Origin of the sequence: Olsenella profusa (assembly GCF_016900315.1) — a bacterium.
In the GTDB taxonomy this organism is placed as follows: Bacteria; Actinomycetota; Coriobacteriia; order Coriobacteriales; family Atopobiaceae; genus Thermophilibacter; species Thermophilibacter profusus_A.
Map to the genome: position 1 here is coordinate 24,391 of NZ_JACSNQ010000002.1, position 18,516 is coordinate 42,906.

Here is an 18,516-nt window from a genome sequence, read left to right on the forward strand (position 1 = left end):
CCGCGAAGGAGCCGCCATGGACGCACTCGTCGTGTACTGTTCGCAGACCGGATCGGCCAAGACCTACGCCGCCTGGCTCGCCGAGGACCTTGCCTGCCCCGTCGCGCCGCTCGAGGAGCTGGACGCTCGTGGGACAGACTGCGACCTCGTCGTCTTCTGCAGCTGGTTCCACGCGGCGTCGCTGGTGGGTGTCAAGCGGTTCCAAGCCTACATGGCCGCGCATCCCCAGAAGCGCTACGCCGTGGTCGCGGTGGGCGCCACGCCCATGCCGGGTCCGGACTACCCTGCATCGGAGCACGAGGAGGCGTTCCGTCGCTCCTTTCCCGCCGAGCGCTACCCCGACCTCCCGTGGTGCTACTGCCAGGGTAACTTCCACTTTGAGCAGCTCAGCCTCGCGGACCGCCTCATGATGCGCGCCTACTTCGCTATGCTCAGAAAGAGCGCGCGCGAGGGAAACACGCGCGACGGCGTGGCGCTTGAGAGCATGCGCGCGGGCTTCGACGGATGTCGGCGCGCATACCTGGAGCCCCTGCATGAGACGTTGGGGACAGGTTCTTTTGTCTCATTTAAAATTAAATGAGACAAAAGAACCTGTCCCCGTTGTCTCACTCGAACTTGCGGTCGTAGAGCAGCGCGGCGATGAGAACCACGATCACCGAGCCCGCGTTGTGCCAGAGCGCGCCGGTGACGGGCGTGAGCACGCCCAGGAGCGACAGCACGATGGCGATCGCGTTCAGGCACATCGAGAGTGTGATGCCAAACTTGATGGTAGCCACGCAGGCGCATGCGAGGCGCTTGAGGTAGGGGATCTTGGAGATGTCGTCGCTCATGAGGGCCACGTCGGCGGCGTCGACCGCGATGTCGGAGCCCATCTCGCCCATGGCCACGCTCACGTCGGCGGTCGCGAGCGCCGGGGCGTCGTTCACGCCGTCGCCCACCATGCACACCACGCGCCCCTCCGCCTGGAGCGCCTCCACGGAGGCGACCTTCTCCTCGGGCAGCAGCTCGGCGCGGACCTCGGAGACGCCGGCCTTGCCGGCAAAGTACGTCGCCGCGGCCTCGGAGTCGCCCGTCAGCAGCACCGTGCGGACCCCCATGCCGGAGAGGCGCTCGCACATGCTCGCCGAGTCCGGGCGCAGCACGTCGGAGAGGGCGATGACGCCGACGAGCGCTCCGCCCGAGGCCACGAGCACGGTCGCCTTTCCCTCGGCGCGCAGGCTGGCAAGCACGCCCTCGGCCGCCGCGCAGTCCACGCCGCGCCCGGAGAGGTAGGTGACGCTGCCGCAGACCACCTCGGCCCCGCCGACCTCGGCGCGCACGCCGCGCCCGGCGTCCATCGAGAAGCCTGCGGGCTCGGCGAGGGCAAGCCCCCGCTCACGGGCGCGCTCCACGACCGCGCGGCCGAGCGGGTGCTCGCTCAGGGACTCGGCGGAGGCGACCAGGGCAAGCAGCGCGTCCTTCTCGCCCGCGCCGTCCTTCTCGCCGGAGGCTGCGCCGCCCAGCGGGAGCACGTCGCTCACCTCGAGACGCCCGTAGGTGAGGGTGCCCGTCTTGTCAAAGGCCACGGTGTCGACCTTGCCCATGCGCTCGAGCGCCTCGCCGCTCTTGATGATGACGCCGTGCCTGGTGGCCTGGCCGATTGCCGCCATGATGGCCGTGGGCGTGGCGAGCACGAGCGCGCACGGGCAGAAGACCACGAGCACCGTGACCGCCTTCACGAGGTCGCCCGTCACGAGGTAGGAGACCACGGCGATGCCCAGCGCCACCGGCACGAGCCAGCTCGCCACGCGGTCGGCGATGCGCTGCATGGGTGCCTGCTTGTTCTCGGCGTCCTCGACCATGCGGATGAGGCGCGAGAGCGAGCTGTCCTCGCCGACCTTGGTGGCCGTCAGGTCGATGGAACCGAAGCGGTTGATGGTGCCGCTGAAGACGTCGTCGCCGGGGCCCTTGTCCTGCGGCAGGGACTCGCCAGTCATGACCGACTGGTCCACGGAGGTCTCGCCCTCGAGGATGCGCCCGTCCACGGGGATGGTCTCGCCGGGGCGCACGCGCAGCACGTCGCCCACGCGCACCTGCTCGGCGGGGATCTCCTCCTCGACGCCGTCCGTGACGCGGCACGCCATCGTGGGCGCGAGCGCGATGAGGTTCTTGAGGCCCTTCTTGGCGCGCTCGGTGGTCGCGTCCTCCAGGATCGCGCCGAGGGCCATGATGAAGGCGACCTCGCCGGCCGCGAAGAGCTCGTCGATGGCGATGGCCGCGACCATGGCCACGTCGATCAGCAGCGCCGAGGAGATCTTGGAGATGCCCTTGTTGTGGCGGATGCGCCACAGGCCCAGGTACACCAAGGGAATGCCGCTGATGAAGATCGTGACCCACGCGGGGTCAAAGGGCAGCGGCAGCTCAAGCGCAGCCGTGCCCGTGAACTCCTCCGTAAGGTGCGGGACAAGGTCGAGCAGCAGGAACACGCCTGCCACGATGGTCATGGGCGCGCCTGCCAGGAAGTCCGTGAATCGCTTGAGCATCTTCTCCCCTCTTCCGGCACGATAACGGCTTATAGCCGAACAATATGCCTGTTAGCGAACAACTTGTTCGGTTATGATTCTAGAAGGGGCGCCGGGGACGACCAAGGGGCAACACGGCCCCGGCGTTCGCTACCGGTCACTGGCGTCACGTTTATACGGAAGTTTGTGCGGAAAGGGGAGCCCATGGACCGCAGGCGCAGAAAGACGAGGGCGGCAATCTTCTCGGCCTTTGAGGGGCTTCTCGCCGAGCAGCCCTACGCCTCGATCACGGTGCGCCAGATCATCGAACGCGCCGACGTGGGGCGCACCACGTTCTACGACAACTTCGAGACCAAGGACGACCTGCTGCGCGTGCTCTGCGACGACCTCTTTGGCCACGTCGAGGCGGCCGCGGCCGAGCATGCCGGCGCAGCTGGCGAGAAGGACGTGGGCTCGGTCTTCTGCCACCTGCTCTGGCACCTGCGCGAGGGCAGGCGCCCCGTACTGCGTCTCCTGGCGGGCGAGAACAGCGAGGTGCTCACGCGCGCCTTCGTGGAGAGCCTCCGCGACCTGGTGGCCACGCAGGTCTCGGGCGCATGGGCGCAGGAGAACGACGTGCCGACGGAGTTCCTGGTCAGCCAGGTGGCGGGCGGCTTCGTGGAGATGGTGCGCTGGTGGGCGCGCGGCGGCTGTGCGGTCGAGCCCGAGGAGCTCGACCGGTGGTTCCGCACCCTCATGGGCCCGGCACTCGCATGAGACGTTGGGGACAGGTTCGTTTGTCTCATTTCAGAATTAATGAGACAAACGAACCTGTCCCCATTGTCTATTGTCCCCATTGTCTCACGCCACCTGGTGGCGGCTGAACGAGACCGCAGCCACGGGGGTCGCCACGACCACAAGCGCCCCGTAGACGAGAAGGACCATGCCGATCAGGTCAAGCACCACCGGTCCGAGCGGGTAGGACTCGAGCGCCGAGAAGAGCATGCTGAAGTTCGCGAAGTTGATGGGAAAGACGGCCAGAGCGCGCTCGAGGATGCCAATGCCGCCCGCGGGGACCAGGCTCGTGAGCAGGACGAGCACCACGTCCGTGAGGAAGACCGCAAGCGTCGAGCGGGTGCGCGAGGACAGGGCGAGCGTGAGGCAGGCAAATCCCAGGCACGCCGCGTACATGAGCCCGACCGCGATGAGCGCCGCCTGCCCCGCCGTGAGCGGATACGGGGACGAGAGCGCCATGCTCTGGATTGAGAGGGCAAATCCGTCCGCGCCGTAGAAGGCGAGTGAGACACCCACGATGACGACCGCACAGAGCGCGAAGTAGACCGTGGCGTAGGTGAGCGCGGCCACGACCTTGGCGGCAACGAGCGTCGAGCGTCCGCGCCTCGTGGCGAGCACCACCGCGTCCGCACCGGACTGGTACTCAAAGGCAAACGTGGGCGCCAGCGTCACGCACACCGCAAGGATCGCAAAGACGAGAAACGCCGCGCAGTTGACGATGTTGTCCCAGCCGCCGGAGTAGTCGTACGTAAGAGGGACCGTCACCGACGCCTGCTTGTCCGTCCAGTACGCGCGCTCGGCTTGGCTGTACTCCCACATGCCGCCCTGCCCGTCGTCGAGGGCGTCCTGGGTGAGCTGCGCCACGCCGCCGTACCAGTCCGCCGCCATCTCGGGCGTCACGCGGGCGGCCGTCTGCGCGGGCTCCTCGCTCGCGATGCGCCAGGGGCGCAGCAGCCAGGACCAGTAGGAGTTGTAGAGCTCGTAGACCTTCTCGTCGGAGAAGCTCTGGAACATGAGGTCGTAGACGGCCGACCCCGTCATGTCGCCCACCGCGTCGCGGTCAATCTTCTCGAACAGAACCTCCTGGTAGGCGGCGATGTCCGCGGCGGCTCGCTCGGCGGTGACCGTCCCGGCGTACTTCTCGGCCTCCGCACGTGCCTGCGCGATGGCCTCCGTGCCGGAGACGATCTCCCCCTGGGCGTTGGCCGCCTTGTTCTGCACCACGTTGAGCGCCATGATTCCCACCAGGAACACGATGACGCCGACGTTCGCCACGAGCGCCACACGGCGCGTGAGCATCTTCTTGAGCTCGAAGAGAATGAGCCTAGCCATTGCGATCCTCCTTGAGGTGGGCGCCGCGGCGGGCGCGGGCGACCTGCGAGCGGGCGGCGGGATGCGAGCCCGCCCCGGCCGCACCGTCGCGGAACACGTACAGGTACAAGTCCTCCAACGTGGGCTCCGCGGACACGGACCCCGGGACGACCGGTTCGTCAGAGACGTAGCGCACGAGGGCCTGCCCGCCGTCCAGGTGGCGCACGTTGCCCACCGTGAGCGTGGCCTCGAGCTCCTCGGCGCGCACGGCCGAAACCGTCGCCTCCCAGACCTTGCCCCTGGCCTCGGCCACGAGCTCGTCCGGCGGCCCCGAGAGCACCACGGAGCCGGCCCGCATCACAAGAATCTCGTCGGCGATGTGCTCCACGTCGGAGACGATGTGGGTGGAGAGCAGGACGACCTTGTCCTGGGAGAAGCCGGAGATGAGGTTGCGGAAGCGCACGCGCTCCTTGGGGTCGAGACCGGCCGTGGGCTCGTCGAGCACGAGCACCTCCGGGTCGTTGAGGACGGCCTGCGCGATGCCGAGTCGCTGCCTCATGCCGCCCGAGAAGGTACGGATGCGCCGGCGCTCCTCTCCGGCAAGCCCCACGCGATTGAGCAGCGCGAGCGAGCGGTCGCGGGCGTCACGACGGCCCAGGCCCTTGAGGGCCGCCATGTACTCCATGAAGTCGAGCGCCGTGAACTCTGGGTAGTAGCCAAAGTCCTGCGGCAGGTAGCCGAGCAGGGCGCGGTAAGCGTCTCCCATGTGAGAGATCGACGTGCCGTCAAAGCGCACCTCCCCGGAGGTCGGGCGCAGCACGCCGCATACCATCCGCATGAGCGTGGTCTTGCCGGCGCCGTTGGCGCCAAGCAGCCCGTAGACGCCGGGCGCGAGCGTCGCGCTCACGCGGTCCACGGCAATCTTGGGGCCAAACTCCCTGGTCAGTCGGTCGAGCGTCAGTTCCATGTTCGCCATCCTCTCTTATGATACGAAGAGACAGTTCCTTCGTATCATTCCGTTTTTGATAAAAAGCAGCCCCTTTTTGTCAGATCCCTCTCGCTAGCCGTTCGTCATTGCTAGGACAGCGCGGCGGGAGAGGCAGCGTCCGCGAAGCCCGATGCCGCCGCTCGGAGCCACGCGCGCACCTCGGTCGCCGCAAAGGCAAGCGCAACTGCTGCGGCAACCCACCAGGCAAGCGCCGCGGCAGAGCCAAACGCCGTCGGGCAGATGGTACGTGCCAGGACGCAGGCGCCGCACACCGCGCCAGCAGCGGCAACCGCGGCGACGGTCGCGTCGGGGGTCGCAGCCCTCCGCGCGGCAAGCAGCCCCGCCCCCAGCGCGACGAGGTAGGGCGCAAGCCCCTGGGCGAGCACGGCCCACGGTGCAGACGAAGCACCCGCAAGCACGGCGAGAAGAACGACGACAAGCGCGTCGGCACAACAGAGGACCAGGGCTCGCGCACAGGCCGCCGCCTGGGCGTTCACGGGGCAGGCGGCTTCGAGCTCCGCCATGCCGCAAGAGCGCGAGCGCGTGATCCCCATGAGCGTGGCGAGGGCGAGAGCCGCTCCGAGGACGGCCGCGACCACGCCGGACCCGAGCCCGGAGAGGGCTGCGGGCACGGCGGCGGCAGCAAGGACGCCGTGGAGCGCCCACGTTCCCGTCCCTATGCGGCGTGCCTGCTCGGCAAGTACCTCGCCGGCGCGCGGGCGCACGGGACGGGCCATCTCGGCGGCGACCGCCTCTACGAGCGCGTGCGGCGCGGCGCCGACGGCTCCGGGGCCCGCCTGGTAGTGCTCCCGCAGCACGCCCTCCAGGGCGCGTCTCTCCCGTGTTCTCATCTCCGGCCTCCCTGCTTCTTCTCGTCGGATGCGCCCAGGCTTGCCCGCAGCGCCTCAAGTGCGGACGAGAGGGTCCGTGCGGCGGCAAACCTGCTCACGCCGAGCACCGAGGCAACCTCGCCCACCTTGAGCCCCTGGCCGTAGCGGAGCTCCAGCGCCTCGCGCTGGGTTCGGGGCAGCCGCGCGAGGGCCGCGGCAAGGTCGAGCCCGCCGTCGGCGTCAGCTGGGTCTCCCCCGCCAGGCAGCGACTCGGGGAGCTCGTCCCACCCGCCAGCCCTCCCGCGGGTCAGGTCGGCGCATACGTTGCGCGCGATGGTGACGAGGTAGGCGCGGGCGCGCCCTCGCTCCCGGTAATGCGAGCGAGCGCGGACGAAGCGCAGGAACGTCTCCTGAGCGGCGTCCTCGGCAAGCCCCGCCGGCGCGTGAGCGCGGCAGTACCGCAGCACGTCCGCGTAGTGAGCGCCAACCAGGCGCTCCGCCTCCTCGGTCCGCGCGTTCTTCTCGCCGATGCGTCTGCGCTTCTCGCCCACGCCGTCACCTCCCTCTATCCCTAATAACGGTTTTTCGCTCAAAGATGAGCGGTCGAGTTGGGGAAGGGTCGCCCTCTGCGGCCCCCTCGCGTAATGTCCTCGGATTTCTAAGCGGCCATCTACCTGCTGAAACGCGAGAACCCGCAGGTAGACGGCCTGATTTTGGTGCTTAGAAATGCACGGTTGTTGTAGGGGCCTTGGGGAGTGACGGCGATTCTGTCGGGTCCCGCACCCGCCCGCAGGCGATTCCGGTGCCGTTACCGCTTCGTTAGGAACGCCCCGCACCATGGAAGGCGACCTGAGGAAGGCGCGCCGCCCGGCGTGCCCCAAGAGAGAGGACGTCCCATGGGCAACCTGCTTGAGACGTGCGGGCTCACCAAGCGCTTCGGCAGCGGCGCGGACGCGCAGACGGCCGTTTCCAACGTGAGCCTGCACTTGCGCGAGGGCGAGGTGTACGGGCTGCTGGGCCCCAACGGCGCCGGCAAGTCCACCACCCTCAAGATGATCTGCGGCATGCTCCGCCCGACGTCCGGCGAGGTCGTCTTTGCCGGGCACCCCTGGCGCCGCGAGGACCTCTACCAGATCGGTTCCCTTATCGAGGAGCCCCCGCTCTATCCCAACCTTACCGCGCGCGAGAACCTCCGCGTGCGCACCACGCTGCTGGGGCTGCCCGAGTCCCGCATCGACGAGGCGCTTCAAACCGTCGGCCTCACCGACACGGGCCGCAAGCGTGCCGGACGCTTCTCGATGGGCATGCGGCAGCGTCTGGGGCTCGCGCTGGCGCTTCTCTCCCGGCCGCGCCTGCTCGTGCTGGACGAGCCCACCAACGGGCTCGACCCCATCGGCATCGAGGAGCTGCGCGACCAGGTCCGCAGCTTTGCGGCGGTGGGCACCACGGTGCTCGTCTCGAGCCACATCCTCTCCGAGGTCCAGCAGATGGCGGACACGGTGGGCATCATCTACCGGGGACGCCTCGCCTACGAGGACGCTCTGCGACCCGGGCAGGACCTCGAGGAGCTCTTCATGTCCGTCTGCCGAGAGGGACGCCGCGTCCGCGGGGAGGTGGCGGCATGAGCGAGAAGAACCTCCCGCCGGCGCCGCTCGCGTGCCTGCGCGCCGAGGCGCTGAAGTCACGGCATGCGGCCCCGATGCGCCTGGCCGTGCTCATGGCGCTGCCGATGCCGCTCCTGGGCGCCATGCCCTACCTGGGCCACCAGTCCTTCTCGGCCTGGAACTACTGGTACACGCTCTTCCTACCCGTGACGCTCGCTCTTGTGGTGGCGTGCGTGGCGCAGGCGGACGCGCGCCTCAGGATGCGCGGGGTGCGGAGCCTGGGCGTCCCGCCGGCCCGCTCGTGGTGGGCGAAGGCGCTCTGGTGCCTCGCGCTGCTTGCGCTCTCCAACCTCATCGTGTGCGCGATCTACCTCGTGGGGTCGGCGTTCACCGAGCAGGGTGTCACGGCGGCGGGCACGCTCACGATGCTCTGCTGCGCCGGAGTGAACACGCTGACCGCCGCGTGGATGATTCCCGCGGGACTCTTCCTCACGGTGCGTCTCGGCATGCTCGCGGGAATCTTCCTGCCGCTGGCGGTGCAGATCGTCGGCGCCTTTGCGTGGTCAGTGATTCCGCTGCCGCAGCTCTTCCCGCCCTCGGCGTCCACGGTCATCCCCACGAGCTTCATCCCCGTGCTACCGAGCGGCGAGCCGCTCGCGGCAGACACGGCGCTCGGCGGGGCGCTTGCCGCGGACGGGGTACTCACGCTGGCGGGGCTTGTCGTCTGCGCCGCCACGTTCGTCGCGCTCACGGCGGCTACGGCCGCATGGTTCGCGCGCTCCGAGGAGAGGTGATCTGCATGGCACGATTCGCCGACCCGGCGCCGCGCATGACGCTACCGCACGCCCTGCGCTCCGAGCTCATGCGGCTGTCCCGCTCGCCTCTCACGGCAGTGCACCTTGTCTGCGGCGTTGTGGGCGGGCTCGCCTGCGGCGCGTACTTCGCTGTCGCCGTTTGGGACCCGGCGATGGGCGCCGACGCCTTCGCGCAGTTCCTCGGCGCGCTCATGCCGCTCATGTCTTGCATCGTCTGCGGGCTTGCCGTGGACGAGGAGCGTGCGGCGGGCGGACTTGCCAACCTCACGAGCGTGCCCGCACGCGGGCGTGCCGTCATCGCCAAGCTGCTTGCGCTTGCCCTCATGGGGACCCTTGCGCTCGCCGTGGCGTTTGGCGTCTTCGGGGTCGTGCTTGCCGCTGCCGGACGCCTGACGCTCGGGGCGCTCCCGCTCGCGCTTGCGTGGGCGGGTACGGTCCTCGGGAGTCTCCCGCTCTACGAGCTGGGGCTTGCGCTCGCGCTGCGCCTTGGACGCAACGTCGCGATCGGTGTTGGCGCGGCGGGGATGCTCGTCGCGTTCTTCAGCGTGGGCGGCCTCGCGCACGGCCTCATGACGGGGGAGCTCACCGGGGCCGCGTCAAGCGTTCTGGGATGGGTGCCCCTGTCGTGGCCGGCACGGCTCGCCTCGCTTGGCGTCGAGCTCTTCATCGATGCGACGCAGGTGACTGGAGCCCTGCTCGGCTGCGCGTCTACCTGCGCTGCGCTTACGCTTGCCAGCATCGTCGTTCTTCTCGCCTGGTTCCGGCGGTTTGAGGGAGGGAAGGCCGATGCGTAGGGCAAGGGCGGGAGTCGCCGTTGCACTTGCCCTTCTTGCCGTGGCGCTTCTCCTGGGCGGCCGCGTTCTGCTCGACGCCGGGTGGGGTCCCGCTCTGCGCTCCGTGGCGGACCGCGTGCTGCCCTACCCGGAGGACACCCTGTGGGCGCCTACGCCGGAGCCGGGCAGCCACACGAGCTCCTACGCAGACGCCACGGGCGCGGGCGAGAACTACGTCCACCTCGTCAGGGCGGCGGATAAGGACGGTAACGTCCGCGAGCTCCAGCTCATCTTCTTTGGGAGGGAGTCTGATGGCGAGGGCTGGCTTGAGATTGAGGCGCGAGGCGGCTCCGGGGTGCGGTATGGGGCCGTTGATGTCGACGCCGTGCCCGTTGCGGCCCTTGAGAGTCTGGTCGGCCGTGACGGGAGCCACGTATAATCTGCCCACGACGGAAGGGACGGACATGGCGCGCATTCTGGCGATAGACGACGAGCAGGCGATCCTCGACGCCCTCGCGCGCGTGCTCTCGCGCGAGGGCCACGACGTCGTCAAGGCCACGGACCCTCTGGCCGTGCCGGACATGGACCTCGCGCGCTATGACCTCGTGCTCTGCGACGTCATGATGCCGGGGCTCGACGGCTTCGAGCTCGTGCGACGGATTCGCCCCGCCTTTGACGGGCCCATCGTCTTTCTCACCGCCAAGGTGGCGGAGGAGGACGCCGTCACCGGCTACGGCCTCGGTGCGGACGACTACGTGCGCAAGCCCTTCGGCGCGGCCGAGCTGCGCGCCAAGGTGGCCGCGCACCTGCGCCGGGAGCGCCGGCCGCACACGCACGCGCTGGCGTTTGGCAACGTGCGGCTGGACCTCGGGGCGCGCGAGCTTGCCGTTGGCGGCGAGACCGTGCCGCTCACGCCCACCGAGTACGCGATCTGCGAGCTGCTCGCCCGGCATCCCGGGCAGGTCATGAGCCGCGCGCAGATCCGCGAGGCCGCGCTCGGCTGGGACAGCGAGGCTGACGACGCTGCCATCTCGATGCAGGTGAGCCGCGCGCGCAGGAAGCTCGCCGACGCGAGGGCCGAGCCCATCGCGACCGTGTGGGGAATGGGGTACAAGTGGCAGCTCTAGGGCAGTGTGCGTCACGCCGGGGCGAGAAGAACCTGGTGGAGAAGAGCCGGTGGGGCATGAGGGGCCGGGGCGTGCAGAGCCGGGGCATGCCGCTTTCCTTTGTGATCGCACGCTACTTCGCCTATGCGTTCGTGGCGGTGGCGGCAACGTGGCTCGTCGCGTTTGTCGCGCTCTCCGCGGCCATCAACATGGGCTTCGTCCACGAGGCAAGCTGGGGCCCGGCCAACGTGCGCGAGGTCGCCGGGAACCTGGCACGCGAGGGCGTCCGTGGGCCGCAGGACGTTCCGACGGCGTATCAATACCTTGTCACGGACGCCGCCGGCGAGGCGCTCATGACGGACCTTGAGGGCGCCCGCCTCGACCGCGCGTCGGAGATGGCCCGCGCGGCGCTGGGGGCCACTCCCGGGGCGGTGGAGGTCGAGGGCGGCGGCGCGGGGCTCACCTATGCGGCGTTCCCGCTTGCCGACGGTGGCGCCTGCGCGCTCGTCAGCGAGTACCTGCCACAGTGGGTCTCGCGGGACCTTGTCGAGCTTCTCCCCAACCCACAGAACCTTATGCTCGCCGCCGGCGTCGTCGGAAGCGCGGTTGCCCTCGCCCTTGTGGCGCGTCGGGCGAGCCACGTCCTCGCGCGCAAGATGGCCCCGCTCGTCGCGGTGGCGGAGCGCGTCGGGCGCGAGGAGCTTGGCTTCAAGGTGAAGCGCACCAACGTGCGGGAGGTTAACGACGTCCTTGTCGCGATGGACGCCATGCGGGCCTCCCTTGCGGACTCGCTCGAGGCCCGGTGGGAGGCGGAGCGCACCCAGCGCGAGCAGGTGGCCGCGCTCGCCCACGACCTCAAGACGCCGCTCACTGTCCTGCGCGCCAACGCAGACTTCATCGGCGAGGAGCTTGCCGACGGGAGGGCACTGGGCGAGAAGGACCGGGAGGAGCTCACCGGAGCCGCGCGCGACATCGCGGCCGGTACGGAGCGGCTTGACGGCTACGTGCGCCTGCTCATCGAGGTGTCGCGCGGAACGGCCGGTGCGGCGAGGGACTTTGTGCGCCCGGCCGAGCTCTGTTCTCAGATCGTGGCGGAGGCGGGGCCGGTTGCGCGGGCGCGTAGTGTCGAGCTGGCCGTCTCGGTCGACTCCGCGGTCGCCGCCGCACCCGCGGCCCGTCTCGACCGCGCCGCCCTCGCACGGGCCGCCGCCAACCTCGTCTCGAACGCGGCCGAGCATGCGCGCTCGCGCGTGACGCTCTCCTGTGGCATCGCAAAGGAGGACCTGGTCATCGAGGTCGCCGACGATGGGACGGGCTTCTCGCCTGCCGCCCTTGAGCATGGAAGGGAGCGCTTCTTCACCGACGACGCCTCCCGCGGTGTGCATGACGGCGAGCCGCACTACGGCATCGGTCTCTACACCGCCGACGCGGTCGCGCGCGCCCACGGCGGCTCCCTCACCCTTGCGAACCGCACGGACGACGACGGGCCGGTTCTCGGTGCCGTTGCCACGATCAGCGTTCCGCTTGATTGCTGATGGGCGGGAGGGCATCTCGGCGTTTCTCTTGTTCCTCTCCATGCAACGAGCGCGTTTTTCTAAGCGGCCATCTACCTGCGACGATGCGAGTATCCGCAGGTAGATTGCCTGGTTTTGGTGCTTAGAAAATCGCGGTTGTTACAGGGGGGCGTCTTCGCACTTTTCGTAAGAGCGCATCGGCTGGCTCACCTAGAACGCGACGCGGGCAAAGTCGGAAGCAGTGTGGCGCACGCGGCACATCGGCAAGGCGCTTTGCGGGCTTACCGCTCGCGCGGCGGCGCCCGCCACCCGTCTCGTTACGTACGTACGCACGGTTGTGGGCCAGGACCTCCACGAGCCGCGTGCTCGCAGCGTCCGACGACCCAACCTCACGCTCACCCATGGTGGCCCCGTTCTTCGAAACCTCAGTCATGACTATAGCAATGAGATGACAGACGTTATCCCATGGGCTTCCCTGTCTCGTTCGAGCGCACGAGCACAAGGGTTCCGGCGGAAGCAACGGCGACGGACGCGGCAAACGTCACCACCGTCGAGGCTCCCGACCCGAAGGCACCGTAGACCCAGATCGAGAGGAACCCCAGACACAGCGACCCCGCGACCGCGCCAAGAGAGCCCGCCATGACGGGCAGACCGCGCTTGATTACCTCGACCGGGGCCGTGAAGGCGAAGTTGGGACGGCGCGCGTCCAGCGAGAGCGCGAGCGACGCAAACCCCACGAGCATCCCCAGGGCGCAGACCGCGCACTCCGCCGCGAGCAGCGGTCCCACGCCGCCGACGAGCAGCAGGAGGAACGAGGCGAGAACCGCGGGCACGGCAACGGCGACGTTGGCCAAGAGCTTCGAGGCCAGGACGGTCGCGCGGTCCACCGGCAGTGTGAGCATGAGCCAGGAGGCGCGCCCCTCGAGCGAGACCGACGGGCTTGCGGTGAGCGAGATGCCGCCGCAGAAGCCGAACACCCAGGGGACGACGGCCTCGGCCTGGCCTCGCAGGGCCGCCGCTTCTTGGGCGGTAAGGCTCACGCCGTCGATGACGCCCGAGGTCAGGATGCCATCCAACCCCACAAAGGCAACCGCCCCCGCCGCAACCACCATCAGCACGAGCCCCGCGCAGTCGTTCATGGCGTAGAAGGGCATCGAGCCGATGCGCCGCAGCTCCTTGATCACAAGGGCGCAAAGCGGGCTGGACTGCCTGCCAACGGCGGCGACCTTGCCCCCATGTCGCGCGACACCGCGGGTCGCGGCGTTCACAGCCGGGTAGCACCTGGCGAGAAGAACCGTCACGGCCACAGGCACACCAAGCGAGAGCGCCGCAAACGGCAGCATGCCCGCTGGGTCTGCGCCGGAGACCTCGCCAGCCGCCCAGGCAGCGGGCGGGTACGCGCCGGCTACCAGGGCTGACACGGCTCCCGCGGCGTCCCCCAGCGCTGTCACCGTCTCCGCGTCAGACATTCCCCCGAACGAGCCGCCCAGCGCACCGGCGCCAACCACCACGACTGCAACAAAGACGACGGACAGGACGAGCTGCACCACACCGGCGCGCCGGAACCGGGACGCCACCTCCGTGAGCGCCAGCGAAGCCAGCATGGAGACGGCAACCGGGGCGAGGGGCGCAAGCACGGCACAGGCCACGGCCACCGGCACCACGGCAGGGCCGAGCGGCGCCGCGGGAAGATACGACGCGTACAGCGCCGCCGTCGCAAGCAGCGAGAGCGCCACCCCACCTGCGTACAGGGGCGCCGTCCGCGCCGCAACCACCACGGGCGTCGGCACCGGCCAGGACGCCACGAGGTCAAAGTCCCGGCAGCCGAACACCGTGCCGGGCGCCTTCACGAACACCAGGGCAACCGACGCGAGCGAGCCCAGGGCCAGGGCGAGGACGGGTATTGCCCCTGCGGCACCGACCGCGGCCATGCCCGAACCTAGAAGCCACAGATACGCTGCAATCATCACGGCGAGAAGAACGCCGAGCAGAGCCACGCCCACCGCTCGCGCGCCGCCCGCTCCCCTGCGCACGCCGAGACCGTGGAGAAACGACCGCACCTGCAGGGACACGAGAGAGCGGAATCCGCGCAGAGACCCGCGCCGCCCCACGGGGGCCGTCTTTTGAATCCTCGTTGACTGCATGGTTGTCCTCCTACCTGGCTTCCCGCTCACCCGACAGCTCGAGGAACACGTCCTCGAGTGAGGAGTCGCCTCGCACCTGCTCCGTGGGACCTGCGACGACGATCTGCCCATCGCGGATGACGGCGACCTTGTTGCAGAGCCTCTCGACCACCTCGAGCACGTGCGACGAGAAGAACACCGCGCCGCCCGCGGCCGCACGCTCGTGCAGCAGCTCCTTGAGCTCGTGGGACGCCGCCGGGTCAAGGCCCACGAAGGGCTCGTCGAGCACGAGCAGGGCCGGGTCGTGCAGGAGCGCACCCACGAGCACGAGCTTCTGCCGCATGCCGTGCGAGTAGCCCGAAACGAGGTCTCCCAGGGCTCCGGTGAGCTCCAGACGCTCGGCAAGCATGCTTACCCGCTCGCGTCGCACGTCCACGCCCACCTCAAACACGTCGGCGATGAGGTCCAGGTACTGCTGACCGGTGAGGAAGTCGTAGACGTCAGGGTTGTCGGGCACGTAGGCCATGAGCCGCTTGGCGGCCACGGGATCGCGCCACACGTCAACGCCACAGACGCGCACCTCACCCGAGCTGGGAGGCTGCGCCCCCACGATCGAGCGGATGAGCGTCGTCTTGCCCGCCCCGTTCCGGCCGATGAAACCGTAGATGTCCCCGGCCTCAACCGTGAGCGAGAGGTCGCGCACGGCCTCCTTCTTCCCATAGCGCTTGCTGAAGTGCCTGATGTCGAGCACTGGTCCCGTGAGCATGGCAGCCCCCTTCTCCCTTGATGCCTGCACGTTCCTCTCGCTGATACCATCTGCTCTATATCAGCTATAACAGGTCGGCACTCTATCACGTTTCTGGCATATTTGCTATAGTTCAGATAGAACAATTTGGAAGGGGGAAGCGGTGGTCATAACCGTAGACAGACTCGACGAGACCCCGCTCTACCTCCAGCTCCGCAACCAGGTGGTGGCCGGCATCGCCGCAGGCGAGCTGCACCCCGGGGACGCCCTCCCCTCCGTCCGCTCGCTCGCCGAGGACCTGGGCATCAACCTGCACACCGTGAACAAGGCCTACGCCACGCTGCGTGACGAGGGCTACGTCATCATGCTCGGCCGCCGCGGAGCCTACGTGGCCGACGTCCCCGCCGACCCGACGGCCGGCATGGGCGAGGACGCGCTCACCGACGCGCTCGCCAAGCTCGCCACGGAGTTCAAGGCAAGCGGTGGCACGCGCACGGCCTTTCTCGCCGCGGCGGGACGTGCCGCCCGGAAGCTAGACTAGGGAGCCCCCATGTCACCCGACCTCATCGCGCTGACCGTAAGCGCGTCCATGGCGCTCGTCACCTTCCTCTCCGGCGCCCTCATCGCAGCCACGCCCTGGCTCACCCGCGGCCGCGAGGCCTTCGCGGTGAGCGTCCCGGAGGCCGCCCAGGCGGACCCGCGCATCAGACGCATGCGCACGGTCTTTCTCGCCAGCGTCCTTGCGGTCTCGGCCGTGGCCGCCGTGGCGACCTTCCTGCTCTCCGCCGCAAACCCGGTGGCCACGAGCGCAATCGTGTGCGTGCCGGTGGCGGCGGGCTTTGCGCTCATGCTCGTCTTTCGCGCCCGCGTGCGGCGCATCAAGCGTGCCGAGGGGTGGGAGGCGCACGCGGAGCGACGCACAGCCGTCGCCGGCGTGGCGGAGGCGAACGCGCCCCGCCCGCTGCCGCTTGCGTGGGACCTGCTGTACCTGCCCGTCATGCTGGCCACGCTCGCCCTCACGCTTGCGCTCTACCCCGCGATGCCCGACCCGGTGCCAGTGCACTTTGACGCCGCCGGCGTGCCCGACGACTACCTGGCCAAGGGCTGGCAGGTCATAGCCATGCCCCTGGCCGTGCAGGCGTTCATGGCGCTCTGTCTCACCGCCTCGCACTGGCAGATGCTCCGGAGCCGCCGGCCCGCCTCCCCCGAGCACCCCGTTGCCTCCGCGTTCGCCTATGGCACGTTCGCACGCGCCCAGAGCGCGGCGCTGCTCTTCACGGGGCTCGTGGTGTGCGCCTCGATCGCGATCATGCCGCTCGCCTTTGCCGGCGTCGTCACCTCCGAGCAGTCCGTCGTGGCGCTCGTCGTCATCGTAGTTGCCGCCATCGTCCCCACCGTCGCCGTCTCGCTCGTCTACGGCCAGGCGGGGTCGCGGCTCCTGCGCCGCATGACGGCCTCAGACGAGCTCGGCTTCGACGATGATGAGCACTGGAAGCTCGGCGTCTTCTACGTCAACCGCGAGGACCCCTCGGTGGTGCTCCCCCGGCGCTTCGGTGTGGGCTGGGCCATGAACTGGGGCAACCCCAAAGCGTGGGGGCTTACGGTGCTTCTCGTTGCCGCCGTCGTGGCGTTTGTCGTGGTGATCGAGGTCGTCCTCGCCTAGAAGGGCGCATCGCTGCAATCCGCCCGTCAGGGGGCGGGCCCAAAACACTGGAAGCCCTCGCGCAATACCCGCTGATTTCTAAGCGGCCATCTACCTGCGACGATGCGAGTATCCGCAGGTAGATGGCGTGTTTTTGGTGCTTAGAAAATCGCGGTTGTTATCGACCATCCCGCAATCCCTACTTCCGACCCCTCCTTCGTCCCATCGCCCAGAACGCGAGGAGCACCACCGCTCCGCCCGCCACGGCAAGCCAGTCGCGGGGCGAGCCGAGGCCGCCCGTCACCGCGCCGAGGGCGACGGCGCCCGCGACCCAGAGCGCCGACAGGACGGCCGCCGTCCACACCGGGCGGGCGTAGGTGCATCCCTGGGACAACTCCGCCACGGTGCTCCTCGCCACCGACGACCTGGTCGGGCTCCTGCGCGCCAATGGCGTCACCGTCCGCGCGGTCGCGCTCTAGGCGAGGGACTTGCGCATCCAGACGTGAGGGCAGCCCTCGTCGAGGTCCTGCTCGCCGAAGCGCTCATAGCCCTGACTCTCGTAGAAGCCCGCCGCGCGAACCTGGGCGTGCAGGACGACGCTTGTGGCCCCACGACGGGCAGCCTCGTCCTCCGCGCCGGCAAGCGTCCGTGCCCCGAGATGGCTCCCCCGGTGCCCGCGCATCACGGCGAGTCGGCCCACGACGTATTCGCCGGGTTCGCCGCTGGGAAAGAGCCTGCAGGTCGCCACCGCCTCCCCGCCGTCAAAGAGCACGATGTGGGTTGCGATGTCGTCCACCTCGTCGAACTCGTCGACGAACCCCTGCTCCTCCATGAAGACCGCCCGGCGTATGGCGCGCGCCTCCTCGGGAAGGTAGTTGTAGGCACGAATGTCCATGGTCCTCCTACCGCCTGAAGTGTGAGTCGCGAAATGATGAAAAGGGACTGTCCCCTCTCATCATCGGCCGAAGTGCCCCACGATCTCGCTCATGCGTGCCGACTGTACCACGCCGAAGGGGCAGCGCACGTCGCAGTGCCCGCAGCCCACGCAGTCGCTGGCGTGAAGGTCGAGCTTGGCGTAGTGGTCCGCCGCGAGCACGTCGCCGGCCCGCGCGAGGTCGTAATACTTGTTGACGAGCCCGACGTTGATGCCCACGGGGCATGGCGCACAATGGTTGCAGTAGACGCAGCGTCCAGCCACCTTCTCCGGCGCCAGGCTGCTCAGCACCGAGTAGTCCCTCTCGGCGTCCGTGGCGTCGAAGAAGCCTAGGAGCTCGTGCAGGTCGGCGCGGTCGCGCACGCCCGGGACCACGCAGACCACACCCGGGGTGTCGAGCGCGTACTGGAGGCACTGGTAGCGGGTGAGCGCCCAGCCGAACGGCGACTGCGCAGCGTCGAGCAGCTGGCCGCCCGCAAAGGCCTTCATCACGGAGATGCCCACACCCTCCTCGGCGCAGCGCCGGTAGAGGGCCTGGCGCTCGGCCGAGGTGCCCAGGCCGTAGGTGCCCTCGCCGTAGTCGTAGACCGGGTTCACGCTGAACATCATGAGGTCGATCTCGCCGAGGTCGAGCACGCGGCCCGCGAGCTCGGGGCTGTGCGTGGAGAGGCCGAGGTGGCGCACCACGCCCTGGGCGCGCAGGTCACGCAGGTGGTCGAGGGCGCCCGACCTCACGAAGGCGTCGAGGTCCGAGGCCTCGTCGATGCAGTGGATGAACGCGAAGTCGATGTAGTCGGTGCCCAGGGTCTCAAGCTCCCAGGCCACCGAGCGCCGCATGTCCTCCAGGCGCGCGGTC

At 69.1% G+C, this 18,516-nt stretch carries 20 protein-coding genes; 10 read left to right on the forward strand and 10 right to left on the reverse strand.

Translation table 11 applies throughout. The features are described from left to right. The first annotated feature begins 16 nt into the window (after positions 1-16). On the forward strand, positions 17-580 hold the full coding sequence (locus H9X80_RS01295; protein ID WP_204792554.1) for a flavodoxin domain-containing protein: 564 nt from the start codon (positions 17-19) through the stop codon (positions 578-580). 25 nt (positions 581-605) lie between these two features. On the opposite strand, the gene H9X80_RS01300 is transcribed toward H9X80_RS01295, so the two are convergent. Then, positions 606-2,522: a heavy metal translocating P-type ATPase gene (locus tag H9X80_RS01300; RefSeq protein ID WP_204792555.1), complete on the reverse strand. Its 1,917-nt coding sequence runs from the start codon at positions 2,520-2,522 to the stop codon at positions 606-608. 183 nt (positions 2,523-2,705) lie between these two features. Here H9X80_RS01300 and H9X80_RS01305 point away from each other — a divergent pair, with 183 nt between their 5' ends. Then, the gene (locus H9X80_RS01305; RefSeq protein WP_204792556.1) at positions 2,706-3,257 is read left to right on the forward strand and encodes a TetR/AcrR family transcriptional regulator; all 552 of its coding nucleotides are present in this window, start codon (positions 2,706-2,708) and stop codon (positions 3,255-3,257) included. 84 nt (positions 3,258-3,341) lie between these two features. Here the strand turns inward: H9X80_RS01305 and H9X80_RS01310 are convergent, their stop codons facing one another. The 4 genes from H9X80_RS01310 to H9X80_RS09025 form a co-directional block, all read right to left on the reverse strand. Beyond that, positions 3,342-4,607, reverse strand: coding sequence for an ABC transporter permease (locus H9X80_RS01310; protein WP_204792557.1), 1,266 nt, complete (start codon positions 4,605-4,607; stop codon positions 3,342-3,344). Further along, positions 4,600-5,553: an ABC transporter ATP-binding protein gene (locus tag H9X80_RS01315; protein WP_204792558.1), complete on the reverse strand. Its 954-nt coding sequence runs from the start codon at positions 5,551-5,553 to the stop codon at positions 4,600-4,602. The genes H9X80_RS01310 and H9X80_RS01315 overlap by 8 nt, the downstream gene beginning before the upstream one ends. 110 nt (positions 5,554-5,663) lie before the next feature. Continuing rightward, a complete protein-coding gene (locus H9X80_RS01320; RefSeq protein WP_204792559.1) occupies positions 5,664-6,425 on the reverse strand; it encodes a hypothetical protein in 762 nt (253 codons plus the stop codon). Then, positions 6,422-6,955 carry a sigma-70 family RNA polymerase sigma factor gene (locus H9X80_RS09025; protein ID WP_342590845.1) on the reverse strand — a complete coding sequence of 178 codons (534 nt, stop codon included), beginning with the start codon at positions 6,953-6,955 and terminating at the stop codon, positions 6,422-6,424. The genes H9X80_RS01320 and H9X80_RS09025 overlap by 4 nt, the downstream gene beginning before the upstream one ends. Positions 6,956-7,300: 345 nt before the next feature. Here H9X80_RS09025 and H9X80_RS01330 point away from each other — a divergent pair, with 345 nt between their 5' ends. From H9X80_RS01330 to H9X80_RS09320, 6 genes are all read left to right on the forward strand, one after another. Further along, positions 7,301-8,029: a lantibiotic protection ABC transporter ATP-binding protein gene (locus tag H9X80_RS01330; RefSeq protein ID WP_204792561.1), complete on the forward strand. Its 729-nt coding sequence runs from the start codon at positions 7,301-7,303 to the stop codon at positions 8,027-8,029. Continuing rightward, the gene (locus H9X80_RS01335) at positions 8,026-8,802 is read left to right on the forward strand and encodes a hypothetical protein (protein WP_204792562.1); all 777 of its coding nucleotides are present in this window, start codon (positions 8,026-8,028) and stop codon (positions 8,800-8,802) included. The genes H9X80_RS01330 and H9X80_RS01335 overlap by 4 nt, the downstream gene beginning before the upstream one ends. Before the next feature lie 5 nt (positions 8,803-8,807). Next, complete coding sequence (locus tag H9X80_RS01340; protein WP_204792563.1) at positions 8,808-9,617, forward strand: ABC transporter permease; 810 nt, start codon at positions 8,808-8,810, stop codon at positions 9,615-9,617. Then, on the forward strand, positions 9,610-10,035 hold the full coding sequence (locus H9X80_RS01345) for a hypothetical protein (RefSeq protein ID WP_204792564.1): 426 nt from the start codon (positions 9,610-9,612) through the stop codon (positions 10,033-10,035). Before H9X80_RS01340 ends, H9X80_RS01345 begins: the two co-directional genes overlap by 8 nt. 25 nt (positions 10,036-10,060) lie before the next feature. Further along, a complete protein-coding gene (locus H9X80_RS01350; protein WP_204792565.1) occupies positions 10,061-10,723 on the forward strand; it encodes a response regulator transcription factor in 663 nt (220 codons plus the stop codon). Positions 10,724-10,794: 71 nt separating this feature from the next. Then, a complete protein-coding gene (locus tag H9X80_RS09320; protein WP_204792566.1) occupies positions 10,795-12,237 on the forward strand; it encodes an ATP-binding protein in 1,443 nt (480 codons plus the stop codon). A gap of 437 nt (positions 12,238-12,674) precedes the next feature. On the opposite strand, the gene H9X80_RS01360 is transcribed toward H9X80_RS09320, so the two are convergent. Then, positions 12,675-14,360, reverse strand: a complete 1,686-nt coding sequence (locus tag H9X80_RS01360; protein WP_204792567.1) for a hypothetical protein — start codon at positions 14,358-14,360, stop codon at positions 12,675-12,677. Positions 14,361-14,370: 10 nt separating this feature from the next. Continuing rightward, positions 14,371-15,105, reverse strand: a complete 735-nt coding sequence (locus tag H9X80_RS01365; RefSeq protein ID WP_204792568.1) for an ABC transporter ATP-binding protein — start codon at positions 15,103-15,105, stop codon at positions 14,371-14,373. Between the two features lie 142 nt (positions 15,106-15,247). Here H9X80_RS01365 and H9X80_RS01370 point away from each other — a divergent pair, with 142 nt between their 5' ends. Together H9X80_RS01370 and H9X80_RS01375 are read left to right on the forward strand one after the other, a co-directional pair. Further along, the gene (locus H9X80_RS01370) at positions 15,248-15,625 is read left to right on the forward strand and encodes a GntR family transcriptional regulator (RefSeq protein ID WP_204792569.1); all 378 of its coding nucleotides are present in this window, start codon (positions 15,248-15,250) and stop codon (positions 15,623-15,625) included. A 9-nt stretch (positions 15,626-15,634) separates the two neighbouring features. Beyond that, the gene (locus H9X80_RS01375; RefSeq protein WP_204792570.1) at positions 15,635-16,747 is read left to right on the forward strand and encodes a DUF1648 domain-containing protein; all 1,113 of its coding nucleotides are present in this window, start codon (positions 15,635-15,637) and stop codon (positions 16,745-16,747) included. A 178-nt stretch (positions 16,748-16,925) separates the two neighbouring features. Here H9X80_RS01375 and H9X80_RS01380 read toward each other — a convergent pair whose 3' ends face one another. From H9X80_RS01380 to H9X80_RS09325, 3 genes are all read right to left on the reverse strand, one after another. Next, positions 16,926-17,129: a hypothetical protein gene (locus H9X80_RS01380; RefSeq protein WP_204792571.1), complete on the reverse strand. Its 204-nt coding sequence runs from the start codon at positions 17,127-17,129 to the stop codon at positions 16,926-16,928. 72 nt (positions 17,130-17,201) lie between these two features. Next, the gene (locus H9X80_RS01385) at positions 17,202-17,621 is read right to left on the reverse strand and encodes a GNAT family N-acetyltransferase (protein WP_204792572.1); all 420 of its coding nucleotides are present in this window, start codon (positions 17,619-17,621) and stop codon (positions 17,202-17,204) included. 60 nt (positions 17,622-17,681) lie between these two features. Continuing rightward, complete coding sequence (locus tag H9X80_RS09325; RefSeq protein WP_204792573.1) at positions 17,682-18,497, reverse strand: aldo/keto reductase; 816 nt, start codon at positions 18,495-18,497, stop codon at positions 17,682-17,684. Positions 18,498-18,516: the final 19 nt, after the last annotated feature.